The sequence below is a fragment of the Pseudomyxococcus flavus genome (assembly GCF_050038885.1).
Classification (GTDB): Bacteria; Myxococcota; Myxococcia; order Myxococcales; family Myxococcaceae; genus Myxococcus; species Myxococcus flavus.
Window position 1 is genome coordinate 6,359,980 of sequence record NZ_CP143624.1, and the last position, 16,992, is coordinate 6,376,971.

A 16,992-nucleotide genomic window follows, 5' to 3' on the forward strand; every position below is an offset into this window, starting at 1 on the left:
TGGACCGGTGGAGATAGGGGGAGCACATGGACCGGCGGGGCGATGACAAGACGGCTGTCGAGCCGCAGAAACCGCCGCCGCTGCCGGTGCAGGTGCCTCGGCGGAACTTCGAAGGGCTCTTCGTCCACGCGTTGAAGCCCACGGGCGCCTTCGCCCAGTCCTTGAGAGACATTGGCTACGACATGGAGGCGGCGCAGGAGTACTACCCGCTGTCGGTGTGGCGCGCGGCCCTGGGCGTGGCCCGCCGCCATGCCTGCGCGGGCCAGGCTCCCGAAGCCGCCAACCGCGCCCTGGGGTACCGCTACGTGGAGGGCTTCGCCCAGACGCTGGTGGGCCGCATCTTCGCCACCGCCGCGCCACTGCTCGGGACGGAGCGGTGCCTGACGCGGCTGCCCACCTACCTGCGGGCGGGGCGCGAGGACATGAAGATGGTGCTGGAGCCGGTGCAGGCGGGCGAGTGGCGCATCCGCGTCGTGGACCCGGACCCGCTGCCGGACTTCGTCGCGGGGGTGGTGGAGGGCGTCCTCCTGCGCACCTCGGTGACGCCGCACGTGGAGGTGGTGGAGCGGCAGGCCTCGGGCTACGCGCTGCGCGTGCGCTGGACGTCCGGCCCGCGCCCAGCCAGGGAGCCGGGGGCCCGCTGACGCCCGCTCAGTTGTGATTGGCTGCGGAGTGTCCAGTCGTTAAACGTGCCACCCGTATGCACAAGACTCACCTCGTCGGTGCGCGCACGCACAACCTGAAGGACCTGTCGGTCGACCTCTCGGAAGGGGAGTTCGTCTGCGTCACTGGCGTCTCGGGCGCCGGCAAGTCGAGCCTGGCGCTCGACACCCTGTACGCCGAGGGGCAGCGGCGCTTCGTGGAGAGCTTCAGCCCGTATGCCCGGCAGTTCCTCGAGCGGCTGGAGCGGCCGCCCATGGAGGCGCTGGAGCCCGTGGCCGCCGGCGTGGCGGTGGACCGGCGCGCGCCGGTGAAGAGCTCGCGCTCCACGGTGGCCACGCTGGCGGACGTGGAGCCGTATCTGTCCGCGCTCTTCACCCGGGAGGCGGTGCCCGTGTGCGGCACCTGCGGCGTGGAGGCGGTGCGAACCGACGCGCGCGTGGCGGCGGCCGCGGCCATCCGTGAGCACGCGGACGCGCAGGCCATCATCACCTTCCCGCTGCGCATCCCCGACACGGCGGCCTTCCTGGACGCGCGGGCCCGGCTGCTGAAGGACGGCTACCACCGGCTGATGGTGCAGGGCGAGGTGAAGGAGCTGGAGTCGCTCCGGCCCGCAGAGGCCACCGACCCGGCCGGCGTGGCGCGCGTGGTGGTGGACCGGGTGAAGCTGACGAACGCGCAGCTGTCGCGGGTGACGCAGGCGCTGGAGGACGCGTGGAACCGCGCCGACGGCGAGGCGCACCTGTTCGTCCCTGGCCAGAGCGCGCCCCACCGGCTGCGGCGGGGCCTGGTGTGTCCGAAGTGCGCGAAGGAGTTCGAGCCCGCGCGGCCCGGCCTCTTCAGCTACCAGTCTCCGGTGGGCGCGTGCGCCGCGTGCCGCGGGTTCGGCCGCACCATCGGCATCGACTGGGGCAAGGTGATTCCCAACCCCGAGCTGAGCCTGGCCCAGGGCGCCATCCGCCCCTGGTCCGGCCAGTCCACGACGTGGGAGCGCGGCATGCTCCAGCGCTGGTGCAAGGCGCGGGGCATTCCCTGGGACAAGCCCTGGGGCTCGCTGACGGCCGCGCAGCGCGAGTCGGTGCTGGAGGGCGAGGGGGACTACGACGAGGGGCGCGCCTACCCGGGCGTGCGCGCGTGGTTCCGCTGGATGGAGAGCCGCACGTACAAGATGCACGTGCGCGTGCTGCTGGCCCGCTACCGCGCCTACACGCTGTGCGAGAGCTGCGGCGGCGGACGCCTCAACGCGCAGGCGCGCGCGTACCGCGTGGGCGGGCTGGACCTGCCCTCGTGGCATGGCCTGGAGCTGACGGACGCGCTGGCGCGCCTGGACGCGCTGCGCACCACCACGGGACAGGGCGAGCTGGCGCGGCGCGAGCTGGCCGGCCGCCTGCGCTACCTCCAGCGCGTGGGGCTGGGCTACCTCACGCTGGACCGGCCCGCGCGCACCCTGTCGGGCGGCGAGGCGCAGCGTGTGTCGCTGACGGCGGCGCTGGGGACGTCCCTCACCGGCGCGCTCTTCGTGCTGGACGAGCCCACCGTGGGCCTGCACCCGGGCGATGTACCGCCGCTGACGGAGGCCATCGCCGAGCTGGCGGAGCGGGGCAACATCGCGCTGGTCATCGAGCATGACCCGCTGGTCATCCGCTCCGCGCACCGCGTGCTGGAGCTGGGCCCGGGGGCGGGCAAGCAGGGCGGACAGCTCGTCTTCGACGGCACGCCGGAGGCGCTGGCGAAGAAGCAGGACCTGCCGACGGGCCGGCTGCTGGCGGGCGTGGACGCCGAGGCGCGCACTCCGCGAACGCGCACCGGTGAGCTGGTGATTCGCGGCGCCCGCGAGCACAACCTCAAGGACCTGACGGTGCGCGTGCCCCTGGGCGTGCTGTGCGCGGTGACGGGGCCCAGCGGCTCGGGCAAGAGCACGCTGATGGACGAGGTGCTGTACCGGCACCTGGCGCGGCGGCTGGGCGTGAAGGACGTGGAGGCCCCCGGCGCGGTGGACGCGGTGGAGGGCATGGAGGCGGTGAGGGCCGTCACCCTGGTGGACCAGTCTCCGCTGGGGCGGACCTCGCGCGGCAACGCGGCCACGTACACCAAGGCGTGGGACCGGCTGCGCGAGCGCTTCGCCTCCGAGCCCGACGCGGAGGTGCGCGGCCTCACGGCGGCCCACTTCTCGTTCAACGTCGACAAGGGCCGCTGCGAGGCCTGTGCCGGTGAGGGCTACGAGACGGTGGAGATGCAGTTCCTCGCCGACGTGGCGCTGCTGTGCGCGGTGTGCCGGGGCCGGCGCTTCAAGGAAGAGGTGCTCGCCGTCCGTCACCACGGCTTCAGCGTGGCCCAGGTGCTGGAGATGACGGTGGCCGAGGTGCTCCAGCACTTCGGGGATGACGCGGCGCTGAAGCGCACCCTGGGGCCCGTGGCGCGGCTCGGGCTGGGCTACCTTCCGCTAGGGCAGCCGCTGTCCACGCTGTCGGGCGGCGAGGCCCAGCGCCTGAAGCTGGCGCGGGCGCTGGCCAGCGAGGCGAGGGGGACGCTGTTCCTCATCGACGAGCCCAGCGCCGGCCTGCACGCGGAGGACGTGCGGCACGTCATCGCCGCGCTGCATGCGCTCGTGGACTTCGGCGCGAGCGTGCTGGTGGTGGACCACGACGTGGCGGTGATGAAGGCCTCGGACTGGGTCATCGACCTGGGGCCGGTGGGCGGGCGAGACGGCGGCCAGCTGGTGGCCGAAGGGACGCCGGAAGAAGTCGCGCGCGGAAAGGGCGCCACCGCCCAGGCGCTGCGCGGCGAGCGCAAGCCGCTGGGCCGCGCGGTGAAGCTGCGCAAGCCGGGCCAGGGCGAGGTGCCGTCCATCGAGGTCGAGCACGCGCGCGAGCACAACCTGCACGACGTGTCCTGCCGGATTCCGCTGGGGAAGATGACCGTCGTCACCGGGCCGAGCGGCTCGGGCAAGAGCTCGCTGGTGTTCGACGTGGTGTTCGCCGAGGGGCAGCGCCGCTTCCTGGAGACGCTGAGCCCCTACGCGCGGCAGTTCCTGCCCTCCATGCCGCGGCCGGACGTGGAGCGCATCAGCTCGCTGCCGCCCTCGGTGGCGCTGGAGCAGCGCACCTCGCGCGCGGGCGCCACCAGCACCGTGGCCACCGTGACCGAGGTGGCCCACTACCTGCGCCTGCTCTTCGCCAAGCTGGGTGAGCCGCACTGCCCGAATGACGATTCGCCCATCGCGGCCACGTCACCGGACGCGCTCTTCGCGCAGCTCACGGCGATGAAGGGCGAGGGCACGCTGTTGGCGCCCGCGGTGCGCTCGCGCAAGGGCACCTACCTGGACGTCTTCGCGGCGGCCGCGCGCGCGGGCATCACCCAGGCCATCGTCGACGGGAAGCTCGCGTCCACGGACGACCCGCCGCGCCTGGCGAAGACGCGCGAGCACGACATCGACCTCGTCATGTACCAGGGCAAGCTGGCGAAGCTGAGCCGCGACGTGTTCGAGAAGGCGCTGGGCTGGGGCCAGGGCGCGGTGAAGGTGGACGCCGGCAAGGGCGAGACGCTGCTGTCCACCGAGCGCACCTGCCCCAGGTGCGGCACCGCCGTGCCGGAGCTGGACCCGCGCTGGTTCTCCTTCAACACGAAGCAGGGCCGCTGCGAGTCGTGCGAGGGCACCGGCGTGCAGGGCGGCGCCGAGGCGATGGCCGAGGGCGAGGTGGCGCCGTGCCGCGCGTGCGGCGGCAGCCGGCTGGCGCCCGTGCCTCGCGGCGTCCGGCTGGAGGGCGCGCGCTACCACGAGGTGGTGCAGCAGTCCGTCACCGCGTCGCTGGCGCGCGTTCGGGGGTGGAAGTTCAAGGGGGACCGGGCGCTCCTGGGAGAGCCGTCCCGCCAGGAGCTGCTGCGCCGCATGGAGTTCCTGGAGCGCGTGGGCCTGGGCTACCTGTCCCTGGACCGCAACGCCTCCACGCTGTCGGGCGGGGAGATGCAGCGGCTGCGGCTGTCCGCGCAGCTGGGCGCGGGCCTCACCGGCGCCATGTACGTGCTGGACGAGCCCACCATCGGCCTGCACCCGCGCGACACGCACCGGCTGCTGGACAACCTGCGCGCGCTGGTGGCCACGGGCTCCACGGTGCTGGTGGTGGAGCATGACTCGGACACCATCCGCGCGGCGGACCACCTGCTGGACCTGGGGCCCACCGGTGGACGCGGCGGCGGGCACATCCTCGCCGAGGGGCCTCCGGACGTGGTGCTGGAGAGCGACTCGCCCACGGCGCGCGCGCTGAAGGAGGCGCAGGTGCGGCCTCCCTCCGCGCGGGGCGAGCCGACGCAATGGATTGAGCTCAAGGGCGCGCGGGCCAACAACCTGAAGCGCGTGGACCTGCGGCTGCCGGTGGGGCGGCTCAACGTCGTGTCCGGCGTGTCGGGCTCGGGGAAGAGCACGTTGATTCGCCAGGTGCTGTACCCGGCCCTGCGCGAGAAGCTGGACCGCGTCGCGCCGAAGCCCGGCCCCTTCACCTCGCTGCACGGGGCGGAGGCGGTGAAGCGCGTGCTGTCGGTGGACCAGTCGCCCATCGGCCGCACGCCGCGCTCGGTGCCGGCGACGTTCCTGGGCATCTGGGACGAGCTGCGCCGGGTGTTCGCGGCCACGCCCGAGGCGAAAATCAAGGGCTTCACGCCGACGCGCTTCTCCTTCAACTCGACCAGCGGCGGCCGCTGCACGGCGTGCGAGGGGCAGGGCTCCATCTCCCATGAGATGTCCTTCCTCCCGGACGTGGTGACGCCGTGCGAGGCGTGCAACGGCGCGCGCTTCGACGCGGCGACGCTGGAGGTGCGCTACCACGGGCTGAGCATCGGCGACGTGCTGCGCCTGTCCGCCGACGAGGCCAAGGACGTCTTCAAGGCGCTGCCCCGCGTGGCCGCGCCGCTGGCGTGCCTGGCCGACCTGGGCGTGGGCTACCTGCAGCTCGGCCAGGGCTCCAACACCCTGTCCGGCGGCGAGGCCCAGCGCCTGAAGCTGGCGGCGGAGCTGACGGCCTCTGCCCGGCACGAGCCCACGCTGTACGTGCTGGACGAGCCCACCACCGGATTGCACCTGGGCGACGTGGAGAAGCTCATCACCTTCATGGGCCGGCTGGTGGACCGCGGCGACACGCTGGTGGTCATCGAGCACCATCCGTCCGTGATTGGCGCCGCGGACCACGTGGTGGAGCTGGGGCCGGACGGCGGCGAGGCGGGGGGCTCCATCGTCGCCGAGGGCACGCCGCGGGAGGTGGCGAAGCTGAAGACCCCCACCGGGCGGGTGCTCAAGTCGCTCTTTTCGGGCGAGGACACGCGGCCTCGTGCCGCGGCGCGCCGCGCGTGAAACGGACGGGCGGGTGGGGCATCCTGGGGGCCGCCATGAAGACCCTGCCCCTGCTCACCCTGACCGCGGCGCTCGCCGTCGCCCCGGCGCTCGCCGCGGGCCCGGCGGCGCCGAAGCCCTCCACCGCGAAGCCCGAAACCCCGAGCGAGAAGAAGCCCATGTCCTTCCATGACCTCACCGCCAACCGCCTCGACGGCAAGCCGGAGAAGCTCTCCACCTACCAGGGCAAGGTCGTCCTGGTGGTGAACACCGCGTCCGAGTGTGGCTACACGCCGCAGTACGCGGGCCTCGAGAAGCTCTACCAGGAGTACAAGGACCGGGGCCTCGTCGTCGTCGGCTTCCCGTCCAACGACTTCGGCGGCCAGGAGCCGGGCTCGTCGGAGGAGATCAAGAAGTTCTGCGAGCTGCGCTACAAGGTCACCTTCCCCATGTTCGAGAAGGTGAAGACGAAGGGGGATGGCCAGTCGCCCGTCTACGCCTTCCTGGCGAAGAACCACCCGGCGCCCAAGTGGAACTTCCACAAGTACGTGGTGGGCAAGGATGGCCAGGTGAAGGCGGCCTTCCCCAGCGCGGTGACGCCGGACAGCGCCGAGCTGAAGGCGGCCATCGACGGCGCACTCACACAGCCGTAGCCGCCAGAAGGGCGCGTGGGGGCTGGCCCTCCGGCCCCTGCCCTGGAGGCGTACAACCCGGGCGGCCACCCTGGCATGGGCGGCGGTGGGGGCTCACCCTGAATGCCGACACGGCTTGAAGGGAGACCCCCATGGAGACCCTGGACGCGGCGTGGCCCCCGCTGCCCTTGGACGCGTGGAAGGACACCTACGCCACCCTGCACCGGTACACGCAGGTCATCGGCAAGGTGAAGCTCGCGCTGACGCCGCCGCAGAACCACTGGTGGAATGTGGCGTTCCGCGTGACGGCACGAGGCATGACGACGGGCCTCATTCCCTACGGGCATGGTGCCTTCGAGGTCGACTTCGACTTCCGTTCACACGAGCTGCACGTCCACGCCAGCCGTGGGCCCTCGCGGGTGATGGCGCTGGAGCCCCGGCCCGTGGCGGAGTTCTACCGGGACGTCATGGCCACGCTGCGCTCCATGGGCATCGACGTCCGCATCTGGGAGCAGCCCGTCGAGATTCCCGATGACACCACGCCCTTCGGCGAGGACTGGCACCACGCCAGCTATGACGGCGAGGCCGTCGAGCGGTGGTGGCGGGCGACCCTGCAGGCCGCGCTGGTGTTCGAGGCGTTCCGCGCGCGCTTCACCGGCAAGTGCAGCCCGGTGCACTTCTTCTGGGGAAGCTTCGACCTGGCGGTGACGCGCTTCTCGGGCCGCCCCGCGCCGGACCGCCCCGGAGCGGACCCCATCACCCAGGAGGCCTACTGCGACGAGGTCAGCAGCGCGGGCTTCTGGCCGGGCACGCCGGAGACGGGCGGCGCGGCCTTCTACAGCTACGCGGCGCCAGAGCCCCAGGGCTTCTCGGCCGCGAAGGTCCGCCCGGACAAGGCTCGGTACGACGCCAACATCAAGGAGTACCTGCTGGCCTACGATGACGTGCGCCAGGCGGATGACCCGGAGGCGTACCTGCTGGACTTCCTGCAGAGCACCTACGCGGCATGCGCGGACCTGGGCGGCTGGGCGAGGGACCGGCTGGAGCGCCCGCTCATCGTGCCCGAGTCCCTGCAGCGCGCGCGTCGCGTGGAGGAAGGCACCCTGGCGGAGCAGCCCGCGCCGTGAGGGCGGCGGGCCGGCGCGCCTACCTGGGCTTGGGCGGGAAGTCCTTCAGCAGCTTCTCGACGGACTCGTCCAGCCGCTGCTGCTGCTGCTCCGCGCTGGCGTTCTCGCTCAGCTCCGCCTGCGCCGTGCCGCGCCAGACGAGCTGTTTCGAGGTGGGGTCGACGATGTCCAGGATGAGCGAGCCCTCCTCGTACTCCCGCAGGTACGTCTCCGGCATCGTCACCGCGCCGCCCGCGTAGAAGGGGTCCGTGAAGGGGCCGCCCCAGGGGTAGCCATAGTAGGCGTCCACCGTCTCCGCCTTCAGCGCGTTGTGGATGGCGCCATGCCAGCCGATGAGGAAGTCCGGGTTGGCGCTGGCATCCACCTTCTGGTAGCCGCGCGCCAGCAGGTACCGGTCCACCGTCTGCTCGACGCGCGCGCCGACGATGGGGTTGTAGACGCGCTTGTCCGTCCCCGTGGGCTGCGGGAGCCAGGCGTAGGTGCGGTAGCCCTCCAGCTTCTGCGTGGCGGAGGGGTCATAGTTGGTGTTGACGTCGATGCCGGAGCACGCGGCGAAGGCCAGTGCCAGCAAGGGTGGGGCGAGTCGGGTCAGCAGCCGCAAGGAAGCCTCCTTCGGTGACGGCGCGGCGCGCGCCGTTGGCTCCCTGACGGTATTCACGGCGTGGGGGGCTCTCCGGGCTGGATGCCCGGTCCTCCCCGACGTCGGGGCTAGTCCAGGTCCGGCGCTCGCTTCATCTTCTTCCGGCCCTCGGCGCGCGCCAGGGCGAGCGCGAGCGTGGCGCGCTTGTGCTGTGGCAGCGTCTTCGCCAGCGTCAGGTACAGCTCCTTGTCGAGCGCCGCGATGCGCTCCCGCGCCTCGAAGGCGCCCAGGGCCGCCGCGTCCACCTGGGCCAGGGCCTCGCTGTCACCCCGGGACGCCCGGTGGAGGATGCGCGCCGACTCCCGCACCTGCTTGCGCAGCGGACGGCGCCGCTCGTCGAACGTGCGCAGCGTCTCCTCCAGCTTCAGCGCCTGGGCGTTGTCCAGGCCCAGCACATCCGACAGCTCCAGCACCTGCCGCAGCCGGTGGCGCTTCTCTGCCTGCACCAGGCGCTCCTCGACGCGGGCCTCGCGCCCGGAGGGCGAAGCCACCGCCACCACGGGCACCAGGGCCAACAACATCACCACCATCCGCGTCCGCACCATCGTCGTCACAGCGTCTCTCCCGAATCGATGTCGAAGTCCTCGTCCCAGCTGTCGGAGTCCTCGATTCCGTCCAGCGGCTCCAGCCCCGCCCAGGCCTCGAAGGCGGCCATCGTCTCCGCGTCCACCTCCTCGGCCGCGGGCGTCGTCGCGGCCGCCGCCGAATCGGGCCGGTCCGTGGCCGCCGTGCCCGGGAGCTGCCACATGCCCGGCACCAGCAGCACCCACGTCACCGCCGCGGCGGTGGCCACCAGCGCCCCCAGCGTCCGCAGCCCCAGGCCCTGCCGCCGGGCGCTCCGCCGCCACTCGGAGAGCGTGCGCCGCGGCAGCTCGTCCAGCTCCACCTTCTCCTGCGCGGTGATGGGCGGCAGCGCCACCATCGACAGCAGCTCCACGGACGCGGCGAAGGCCTGACGGCATCCCTCGCAGCCCTCCATGTGCTGGACGAGCCCCACGGCCTCCGCGTCCTCCAGCGCCCCCGCGGCGTGCAGGTCCAGCCGTTCCTCCTGGTCAGGGCACGCAGCCATCAGTGCTTCTCCTCGGGGACGCCCACTTTCGCCTTGAGGCGCTTCATCGCATGGTGGAACTGCACCTTCGCGTTGTTCTCCGTGATGCCGAGCGTCTCGGCGATGTCCTTGAAGGCCAGGCCGCCGTCCACGCGCAGCGTCAGGACCTCGCGCTGGCGGCGGGGCAGGGCGAGTACCTCGGCGCGTACCTGGCGCTCGCGCTCGGCCCGCTCCAGCCGCTCCTGCGCGGACTCGGACGGGTCCTCCGCCAGGTCATCCGGCCCGGAGGCCACCAGCACGGGACGCCAGCGCTGGCCCTGCCGCGCATGGTTCTTCGCCAGGTTGAGGGCGATGCGCACCAGCCAGGCCCGGAACGGCGCTGGCCCCGACGGCGTGAAGCGCGCGAAGACGCGGCGCGAGGCCTCCAGCGCGCGCAGGAACGCGCTCTGCACCAGGTCCGCCGCGTCCTCCGGGCGTGCCACGTAGCGGCGCACCAGCGAGAACACGAGCGCGCGGTGCCGCGTCACCAGCACCTCGAAGGCCGCTGGCTCGCCGTCCAGGAAGGCCCGGCAGAGCGCCTCGTCGGGTGCTCGCTCCAGGCCCGCCCGGGCCACGCGCGCGGGCAGGGACACCACCCGGCCGCCTGTCTCCCTGATGCTCACGTGACTCCAACCCCGGACGGAGGAAAAGGTTAATTTCGGCGGATTTTGCCTGAACGATTTCCTGCTGTTCCTGGATTGCAAGGGTTGTAGTCGATAAACCCCGCGCCCCGGGTTGCTGGAGGACAGTCCGCGCTGGGACAATGGCGTGACGGTTGCGACCTGGGACGGGGGCATGTTGACCCAAGGAACTGGCTCACGCATCAAGGGCGGCGTGCTCATCTCGCGGCTCAACATGCTGCGCCACCATGGCGGGCAGGTTCGGGTGGACGAGGTGCTGCGGCGTCTGCCCGCGGAGGACCAGGCGCTGCTGCGGAAGATGCTGCTGCCCGTCGGCTGGTATCCCCTGGAGCTGAACCTGCGGCTGGACGCGGCCATCGCGGAGGTGATGTCGCCCGAGGACGAGGACCGGGCCTTCATCGAGATGGGGCGTGCCTCCGCCGACGAGGCGCTGCACGGCGCGCAGCACGTCTTCGTCAAGCCCGGCGAGCCGCACTTCCTGCTGAGCCAGGCGCCGCAAATCTACCGCTTCTATTACGCCGTGGGCTCCCGCACGTACGAGCGCACCGGCCCGAGCTCGGCCGTGCTGCGCACCTTCGATGCGGAGAACGTCACCGCGCCGGACTGCCTGACCATCGTCGGGTGGCATGAGCGGGCCATCGAGCTGTGCGGCGGCCGGGCGGTGCGCATCAACCACCCCATGTGCCGGGCCCGGGGAGCGCCGCACTGCGAGTACCACTGCGCCTGGGAGTGAGCGCCCCTCAGGGTGCCGGGGCGTCCGGCAGCGGATGCGCGCGCAGGTAGCGGAGCACGTCGTCCAGGTGCCGGTAGACGCGGACCTCGTGCCGGATGATTTCCTCGATGCGGCCGTCCGGGCCAATGATGAAGGTGATGCGGCGGTCGACGTTGAGCACGGGCCAGAGCGCGTCGTAGGCGCGGCTGATGGTCCGGTCCGAGTCGCCGAGCAGCGCGAAGTGGATGCCTTCCTCCTTCGCGAACTCGCACTGCGTGCGCTGCGTGTCCACGGAGACGCCCACGAGCTCCGCGCCCAGGCCCCTGAGCAGCTCGTGGTTGTCGCGGAACGCCCGGTTCTCGATGGTGCAGCCCAGCGTGAAGGCCTTGGGGAAGAAGAAGAGCACCACCCGCCGCCCGCGCAGGGCGGACAGCCGCACGGGAGCCCCCTGGCAGTCGGTGGCGGTGAAGTCCGGCGCGATGTCTCCGACAGAAGGCATGCGTCCGCCTCCCTACCATGTTTGAGGTCCGACCGCCGGACATGCGTTCAGGATAAGGTCCGCGCCCGTGCGGCCTTCCAGGGACGAGCAGTCCTCGCGGCAATTTCAACAACGACTGGCCCGGGCGCTGGGCGTGACACGCGTCGCGCGCGTGACGGGCCTTGACCGGACCGGCGTGGAGGTGGCGTGCGCCGTGCGGCCCGGCGGGCACGTCCTGCAGGTGTGCAACGGCAAGGGCCTCTCGTACGAGGACGCGGCCTGGGGCGCGCTGCTGGAGACGGCGGAGCTGTGGGCGGCGGAGACGGTGACGCCGGACGCGTGCGTGTGGGGTTCGCTCGCGGAGCTCGACGGGCGCATGGGCGAGCTGTGGAGCGCGGAGGACCTCGGCTCCGCGGGCGCGCTCGTCGCGCCGCGCTTGTGGAGCGAGCACGTGCGCTGTGCCTGGCGCGAGGCCACGGAGCTGTACTCGGGGCAGCCGGTCTGGGTGCCCGCGCAGGGGCTGCACGTGCCGCCCGCCGGAGGCCCCGCGCTGGGCCCGGTGGCGGTGGCGTGGACGAGCAACGGCTCCGGCGCGCATCCGGACGCGGGCCTGGCGCTGCTGCACGCGCTGCTGGAGGCAACGGAGCGGGACCAGCTCACGCGCTCGCTGCCGGAGGGGTGGACGGAGGACGTCGTCCAGCGCCGCCTCCTGCGCACCGCGGGGCTCGGCGAGTCCGCGCCCGCCGTGGACGCGCTGGCCACGCGGCTGCGCGAGCGAGGCTTCGGCGTGTACCTCTTCGACGCCACGCCCGGCGCGCGCACGCCCGGCGCCGTGGGGCTGCCCGTGGGGGCCGCGGTGCTGGTGGACCTGGAGGAGGGGCCGGTGCCGCTCACCGCGGGCTACGCGTGCGCGATGACGCGTGAGGCGGCGCTGCTGAAGGCCCTGCTGGAGGCGGCGCAGTCGCGGCTGACGGACATCCACGGCGCCCGGGAGGACGTCGCCGCCGCGGACCGGGAAGCGGCGCGGGGCTTCGCCGAGGCGTGCGCCCAGGTGCGGCCCCGGCGGAGCGTGGAGACCATGCCCGATTGGGGCGCGCACGCGCGAGGACCGGCCACGCGGCGGGTCCGTCAGGTGCTGGCGCTGCTGAAGCGCGCGGGCTTCGAGCGGGCGGCGGCGGTGGAGCTGGAGCCGCCGATGGACGGCCTCCATGTGCGGCGCGTGGTGGTGCCGGGCATGCGCATCTCGGAGCTTCTATGAAGCGGCGCGCGGACAATCTGGTGGTGTTCCTGGGGCCCTCGCTGCCCGCGGAGGAGGCGCGGCGGCTGGCGCCCTGCACGGTGTTGCCACCGGCGCGTCAGGGCGACGTGTGGCGCGCGCTGTCGCTGCGGCCCCGGGCCATTGCCCTGGTGGATGGCGTTTTCGAGGCGCAGCCCTCGGTGTGGCATCACGAGCTGCTGGCGGCGATGGAAGCCGGTGTGGCCGTCTTCGGCGGCGGGAGCATGGGCGCCCTGCGCGCGGCGGAGCTGGCGCCGCACGGCATGGTGGGGGTGGGCCGCATCTTCGAGTGGTACCGCGATGGCGCGGTGGTGGACGACTCGGAGGTGGCGCTGCTCCACGCGGACGCGGAGCACGGCTTCCGGCCGCTGACGGTGCCGCTGGTCAACGTGCGCCATGCCGCGGAGTGCGCCGCGAAGGCGCGCGTGCTGGGGCGCGAGGCCGCCCGCGCGCTCGTCGAGGCCGGCGAGGCCGTCTTCTACCAGGAGCGCACCTGGGCCCGGGTGCTGGAGGGCGTGGCGCCTCGCTGGTCCACGGCCACCCGGGCCGCCTGGGACGTGTGGTTTTCCAGGGGCGTGGAGGACCTGAAGCGGCGGGACGCCCTCGCGTGCCTCCGGACGGCGGCGGAGTGGGTGGCGTCGGGCGCACCCGCGCCTCGGGGGCCGGCGCAGTCCCCCTCGTCACTGGTCCGCCGCCGGCGGCTGGTGGACGGCGTGACGGGTGTGCAGGACGGCTGGGTGTCGTCGGGGCGCGTGCTGGCCTCGCTCCGCGAGGCCCCCGACGCGGAGGCGCTGGCCGAGGCGGGCCTGCGCCGGGCGCTGCTCGCGGGCTGGGCGCGCACGCAGGGCCTCCACGTCTCGGAGGCCGAGGTGGCCGAGGTGGAGGCCGGCTGGTGGCGCCAGCAGCGCGTGCCCGTGGCGCGGCGAGGCGCGTTCCTCGCCCGCCTGGGGTTGGATGACCGGGGCCTGCGCCGGCTGTGCGAGGAGCGGGCCCTGGAGCGGCTCGTCCTGGCGCACGCCTCGCGGCTCCTGCCGGACGGCCCGTCCTGGGACGAGGCGCTGGCTGCCGAGGCCCGCCTGAATGGGCGCTGGGCGGAGGCCGCACGCGAGGTGGGGGAGGACCCAACGGAGGGCGTTGGGTCCGGAAACGCGGCGGAGTGACCTCCCGGGTAAGTGAAAACGTGACATCCCTGACGAAAAGGATAGGGTCAACCTCGGAGGTTGCCCTTGTCCAGCCCCGCTCCCTGGGTGGTTGAAGCGTCATTCGCGCGGACCGCGCCGCCGGGGGCGGTGCGTCCCGGGACGGACACACGCAGGGTAGGGCAGGGGGGACGGAGCGGACGCCCGAGCCGGTGGAGCTGGTGGCCGTGAGGTCTCCGCCCTTCCATCCGGACCAGCTGGTGCCCGGCAGCGAAGTCGGGCCGTGGCGTGTCGTCGAGTCGTTGGGCTCGGGGGGCTTTGGCCGCGTCTTCAAGGTGGACCGGGCGGGCCGGAGCTACTCGCTGAAGATGGCGCTCCGCCCGGCGGGGTTGCACGCGGCGGAAGAAGAGGACATCAACGGCCGGCTGGCGCATGAAGTGGCGGCGCTGCTGGCCTGCGCGCCGCATCCGAATCTCCCGGCGTTGCACGCCGTGGACCGCTGGCCCGAGCCGCCCGACGGCTACCTGTACTTCGTCACCGACTACATCGACGGTGAGACGTTCCACGAGTGGCGCTGGCGGGTGAAGCCCACGGCGGGGCACCTGCTGTCCGTCTTCACCGAGGTGGTGCGCGTGGTGGCGGACCTGCACCGCCGGGGCCTGCACCACCGGGACTTGAAGGGCGACAACCTGCTCATCCGCCGCGAGGACGAGCGGCCCTTCCTCATCGACCTGGGCACGGTGCGGCTGCCCGGCGCCACCACGCTGACGGTGGGCGTGGCGCCCGCGTCGCCCCACCTGCTGCCGCCCGAGTGCGTGGCCTTCCTGCGCGAGGGCTCCTGGCAGCAGGGCGCGAACTTCGACGCGGGCATCCCCGGAGACCTCTATGGGCTGGGCGCGCTGCTGTACGAGGCGCTCACGGACGGCTACGCGTTCGACCCGAAGCTACCCTATGACCGCCTGCTGCCGGCCATCGAGACGGTGACGCCGCGCGCCCCCCACGTCGTCAACCCGAAGGTGCCCCGGGCCCTGGGGGACATCGCGCTGCGGCTGCTCGCCAAGCGCCCCGAGGACAGGTACGCGAGCGCTGAGGCCCTGCTCCAGGCCCTCTGGGATGTGGCGAAGGAGAAGCGGCAGCCGGCCTGGAAGGTGTCGCTGGACCGGCCGCCCGAAGACGCGGCGGACGCGGAGTCGCCGCGGGTGCGCATGGTGCCGGACTCGCCCGTCATCACGTCCGAGTCCCGGCCGCGTGAGGGGGCGGGCATCGCGCCGGTGCTGCCCCTCAACCCGGAGCCCCGGGTGGCGCCCGTTCAGGAAGGCTCGGCCCAGCAGTCGCCGGCCCAGGAGGCGCCCACCGCCGCCGTGCCCCGGGCGCCAGCGCCCACCGAGCTGCCGCCGGCTCCCGGCGCCGATACGCCCGCGGCGCCCGTGCCCGCGCAGGTCCCTCGCACGCGACGCCGCGCCGCGGTGGGCCTGGGCGTGGCCGCCCTGCTGGCCGCGGGGCTCGTGGCGTTCGGGCTGAGCCGGAGCGTGCCCTCCTCCGCGGTGGGGCCGGCGCCCGCACCGTCTCTTCTCATTGAGAAAGGAAGTCCCGCAGTGACGAGTCGTTCTTCGAATTCTTCCGAGATACCCAGCCAGGCGGCGCCGCCGCCTTCCACGGACGCGGGTGCCGCGGTCCAGGACGCGGGCGCGCAGGACGCGGCGCTGGCCCAGGTGGCCTCCGTCGGCACGGGCGCCGAGTCCGCGCCCGCGCCGCGTCTCCGGAAGCGTCAGTCGCCTGGCGCCGCGCTGGGGAAGGCCGCCGCCGTGGCCTGTCTCACCGCCGCCTGTGCCAGCGGTCCCCAGGTGCGGGACGAGCCGCCCCAGCGCAAGTGCCCGAAGGAGGTGCTGGATGCCATGGGGGCCATGCGCTTCTATCCGCCCCGGATGATTGGCAATGACGAGACGCTGTCCCTGACGCCGCGCGTCTCCGCCTATCCGGTGCCCGTGCCGCCGGACGGCAGCCCCATCACCATCTACGCCGTCATGGACGTCACCAGCGGCTTTGGCGGACGCATCCCGGTGGGGAGCCGCTTCCACGGCACGTTGTTCCGGGGCAAGACGGCCATCTACGGCTGGATGACCGAGCTGGAGTTCCCCGACGGCCGGCGGATGGAGATCTGCGCGAACATCGTCAACAACGCCAGCCGGGACGACCTGGGCATGCCGTATGACCCGGCCAGCACGCCGGGGAAGCCGATGATGAGCACGGGCATCAACCTGGCGGTGTCTCAGGTCCTCGGGAAACTGGGGACGGAAAAGTAGCCCTCCCGCCTGTCAAGGTGTGGAAGCGTCCTTGCTGGAGGTGGCTCGGCCTTGTCTGGTTCGCCCGCATTCATCGTGCTCGCGTGGGGAGTGTTGTGGGCCGCCACGGCGCAGGCCGCGGCTCAGGAGGCGTCAGGCAGCGGTGCCATGGTCCGGCGCATCGACGTGCAGGCGGGCACGCTGGCCACACCGCCGGAAGTCCGCATCAGTCCCGGGCAGTCCACCATCGTCTTCTTCGACGCCCGGATTCGCCCCGAGCAACTGGTGCTCGAGGGCCGTGAGCGCTTCCAGCGCTTCGGAGTGACGGAGGACCACCTCGTGCTGGTGCCCTCGCCCACGTTCCGGGAGGGAGAGCGGCTGCGGCTGGAGGTGCCGTTTCATGATGGCGCGGCGCCGGAGCGGGCCGCCCTGGTGCTCGTCGTGGACGCCGCGCGCGCGGAGCGGCAGGTCGAGCTCTACCGCCACGCGCGGTCCGCCGCGTCCTACCGGCAGGAGGTGGAGGAGCTCCGTGCGGGGATGCTCCGGCTGGAGCGCCAGGTCCAGCAGCTCCAGCGCTCCCGCCCTGGCGAGTGCAGCCGTGAGGCCCTGGTGGCGGACGTCCGGGACGAGGACCTCCTGCTCCACCAGAACTGGGTGCCCCGGAAGGTGAAGGGCGACTTCGTCGTCCGGCGGACGAGCTACATCCGCATGTCCGCCCGGTGGGCCGCGCTGCGGCTGACGCTGCTGTCGGCGGGCCCTGGAAAGGACTGGACGGCGGCGGGCGCGGCGCTCACGGATGGGCAGGGCCGGCGGCTGAAGACGCTCTCGCCCTGGCAGGAAGGGCCCGTGGATGCCACCGGCGTCCACCCCGTGGTCATCGTCATCGAGGAGCCGGAGGGCGAGCCCCAGAGCGGGTACTCGCTCGAGCTGTGGGACGAGGGGCGCAAGCGGACCTTGAAGCTGGAGGGCCTCCAGGTGCAGTGAAGCGCGACTTG

At 72.9% G+C, this 16,992-nt stretch carries 14 protein-coding genes; 9 read left to right on the top strand and 5 right to left on the bottom strand.

Annotation, left to right across the window (positions count from 1 at the left end; all coding sequences use genetic code 11):
- The first annotated feature begins 26 nt into the window (after positions 1–26).
- From VZL07_RS26775 to VZL07_RS26790, 4 genes are all read left to right on the top strand, one after another.
- Positions 27–644: a DUF2378 family protein gene (locus VZL07_RS26775; RefSeq protein ID WP_426750586.1), complete on the top strand. Its 618-nt coding sequence runs from the start codon at positions 27–29 to the stop codon at positions 642–644.
- Between the two features lie 56 nt (positions 645–700).
- A complete protein-coding gene (gene uvrA / locus VZL07_RS26780; RefSeq protein ID WP_426750587.1) occupies positions 701–6,004 on the top strand; it encodes an excinuclease ABC subunit UvrA in 5,304 nt (1,767 codons plus the stop codon).
- 35 nt (positions 6,005–6,039) lie between these two features.
- Positions 6,040–6,636 (top strand): glutathione peroxidase, encoded by a 597-nt coding sequence (locus VZL07_RS26785; RefSeq protein ID WP_426750588.1) that lies wholly within the window; start codon positions 6,040–6,042, stop codon positions 6,634–6,636.
- Between the two features lie 131 nt (positions 6,637–6,767).
- Complete coding sequence (locus VZL07_RS26790; RefSeq protein WP_426750589.1) at positions 6,768–7,742, top strand: DUF5996 family protein; 975 nt, start codon at positions 6,768–6,770, stop codon at positions 7,740–7,742.
- A gap of 19 nt (positions 7,743–7,761) precedes the next feature.
- Here the strand turns inward: VZL07_RS26790 and VZL07_RS26795 are convergent, their stop codons facing one another.
- The 4 genes from VZL07_RS26795 to VZL07_RS26810 form a co-directional block, all read right to left on the bottom strand.
- Positions 7,762–8,343, bottom strand: a complete 582-nt coding sequence (locus tag VZL07_RS26795; RefSeq protein ID WP_426750590.1) for a DUF4136 domain-containing protein — start codon at positions 8,341–8,343, stop codon at positions 7,762–7,764.
- Positions 8,344–8,450: 107 nt separating this feature from the next.
- On the bottom strand, positions 8,451–8,927 hold the full coding sequence (locus VZL07_RS26800) for a hypothetical protein (RefSeq protein ID WP_426757380.1): 477 nt from the start codon (positions 8,925–8,927) through the stop codon (positions 8,451–8,453).
- A gap of 5 nt (positions 8,928–8,932) precedes the next feature.
- On the bottom strand, positions 8,933–9,451 hold the full coding sequence (locus VZL07_RS26805; RefSeq protein WP_426750591.1) for a zf-HC2 domain-containing protein: 519 nt from the start codon (positions 9,449–9,451) through the stop codon (positions 8,933–8,935).
- A complete protein-coding gene (locus VZL07_RS26810; protein WP_426750592.1) occupies positions 9,451–10,092 on the bottom strand; it encodes an RNA polymerase sigma factor in 642 nt (213 codons plus the stop codon). Before VZL07_RS26810 ends, VZL07_RS26805 begins: the two co-directional genes overlap by 1 nt.
- Before the next feature lie 172 nt (positions 10,093–10,264).
- Here VZL07_RS26810 and VZL07_RS26815 point away from each other — a divergent pair, with 172 nt between their 5' ends.
- Positions 10,265–10,843 carry a TIGR02265 family protein gene (locus VZL07_RS26815; RefSeq protein WP_426750594.1) on the top strand — a complete coding sequence of 193 codons (579 nt, stop codon included), beginning with the start codon at positions 10,265–10,267 and terminating at the stop codon, positions 10,841–10,843.
- 7 nt (positions 10,844–10,850) lie between these two features.
- On the opposite strand, the gene VZL07_RS26820 is transcribed toward VZL07_RS26815, so the two are convergent.
- Positions 10,851–11,321, bottom strand: a complete 471-nt coding sequence (locus tag VZL07_RS26820) for a peroxiredoxin (RefSeq protein WP_426750595.1) — start codon at positions 11,319–11,321, stop codon at positions 10,851–10,853.
- Between the two features lie 67 nt (positions 11,322–11,388).
- Here VZL07_RS26820 and VZL07_RS26825 point away from each other — a divergent pair, with 67 nt between their 5' ends.
- From VZL07_RS26825 to VZL07_RS26840, 4 genes are all read left to right on the top strand, one after another.
- Complete coding sequence (locus tag VZL07_RS26825; protein ID WP_426750596.1) at positions 11,389–12,558, top strand: YcaO-like family protein; 1,170 nt, start codon at positions 11,389–11,391, stop codon at positions 12,556–12,558.
- Positions 12,555–13,736 carry a TfuA-like protein gene (locus tag VZL07_RS26830; RefSeq protein WP_426750597.1) on the top strand — a complete coding sequence of 394 codons (1,182 nt, stop codon included), beginning with the start codon at positions 12,555–12,557 and terminating at the stop codon, positions 13,734–13,736. The genes VZL07_RS26825 and VZL07_RS26830 overlap by 4 nt, the downstream gene beginning before the upstream one ends.
- 206 nt (positions 13,737–13,942) lie before the next feature.
- A complete protein-coding gene (locus tag VZL07_RS26835) occupies positions 13,943–16,018 on the top strand; it encodes a serine/threonine protein kinase (RefSeq protein ID WP_426750599.1) in 2,076 nt (691 codons plus the stop codon).
- A 51-nt stretch (positions 16,019–16,069) separates the two neighbouring features.
- Positions 16,070–16,981: a DUF2381 family protein gene (locus tag VZL07_RS26840; RefSeq protein WP_426750600.1), complete on the top strand. Its 912-nt coding sequence runs from the start codon at positions 16,070–16,072 to the stop codon at positions 16,979–16,981.
- Positions 16,982–16,992: the final 11 nt, after the last annotated feature.

Excerpts from the sequence above, each read along its gene's own strand:
- VZL07_RS26775 (WP_426750586.1), top strand. The coding sequence starts at position 27 with ATGGACCGGCGGGGCGATGACAAGACGGCTGTCGAGCCGCAGAAACCG.
- VZL07_RS26790 (WP_426750589.1), top strand. The coding sequence starts at position 6,768 with ATGGAGACCCTGGACGCGGCGTGGCCCCCGCTGCCCTTGGACGCGTGG.
- VZL07_RS26815 (WP_426750594.1), top strand. The coding sequence starts at position 10,265 with ATGTTGACCCAAGGAACTGGCTCACGCATCAAGGGCGGCGTGCTCATC.
- VZL07_RS26830 (WP_426750597.1), top strand. The coding sequence starts at position 12,555 with ATGAAGCGGCGCGCGGACAATCTGGTGGTGTTCCTGGGGCCCTCGCTG.
- VZL07_RS26805 (WP_426750591.1), bottom strand. The coding sequence starts at position 9,451 with ATGGCTGCGTGCCCTGACCAGGAGGAACGGCTGGACCTGCACGCCGCG.
- VZL07_RS26800 (WP_426757380.1), bottom strand. The coding sequence starts at position 8,927 with ATGGTGCGGACGCGGATGGTGGTGATGTTGTTGGCCCTGGTGCCCGTG.
- uvrA (WP_426750587.1), top strand. The coding sequence starts at position 701 with ATGCACAAGACTCACCTCGTCGGTGCGCGCACGCACAACCTGAAGGAC.
- VZL07_RS26785 (WP_426750588.1), top strand. The coding sequence starts at position 6,040 with ATGAAGACCCTGCCCCTGCTCACCCTGACCGCGGCGCTCGCCGTCGCC.
- VZL07_RS26820 (WP_426750595.1), bottom strand. The coding sequence starts at position 11,321 with ATGCCTTCTGTCGGAGACATCGCGCCGGACTTCACCGCCACCGACTGC.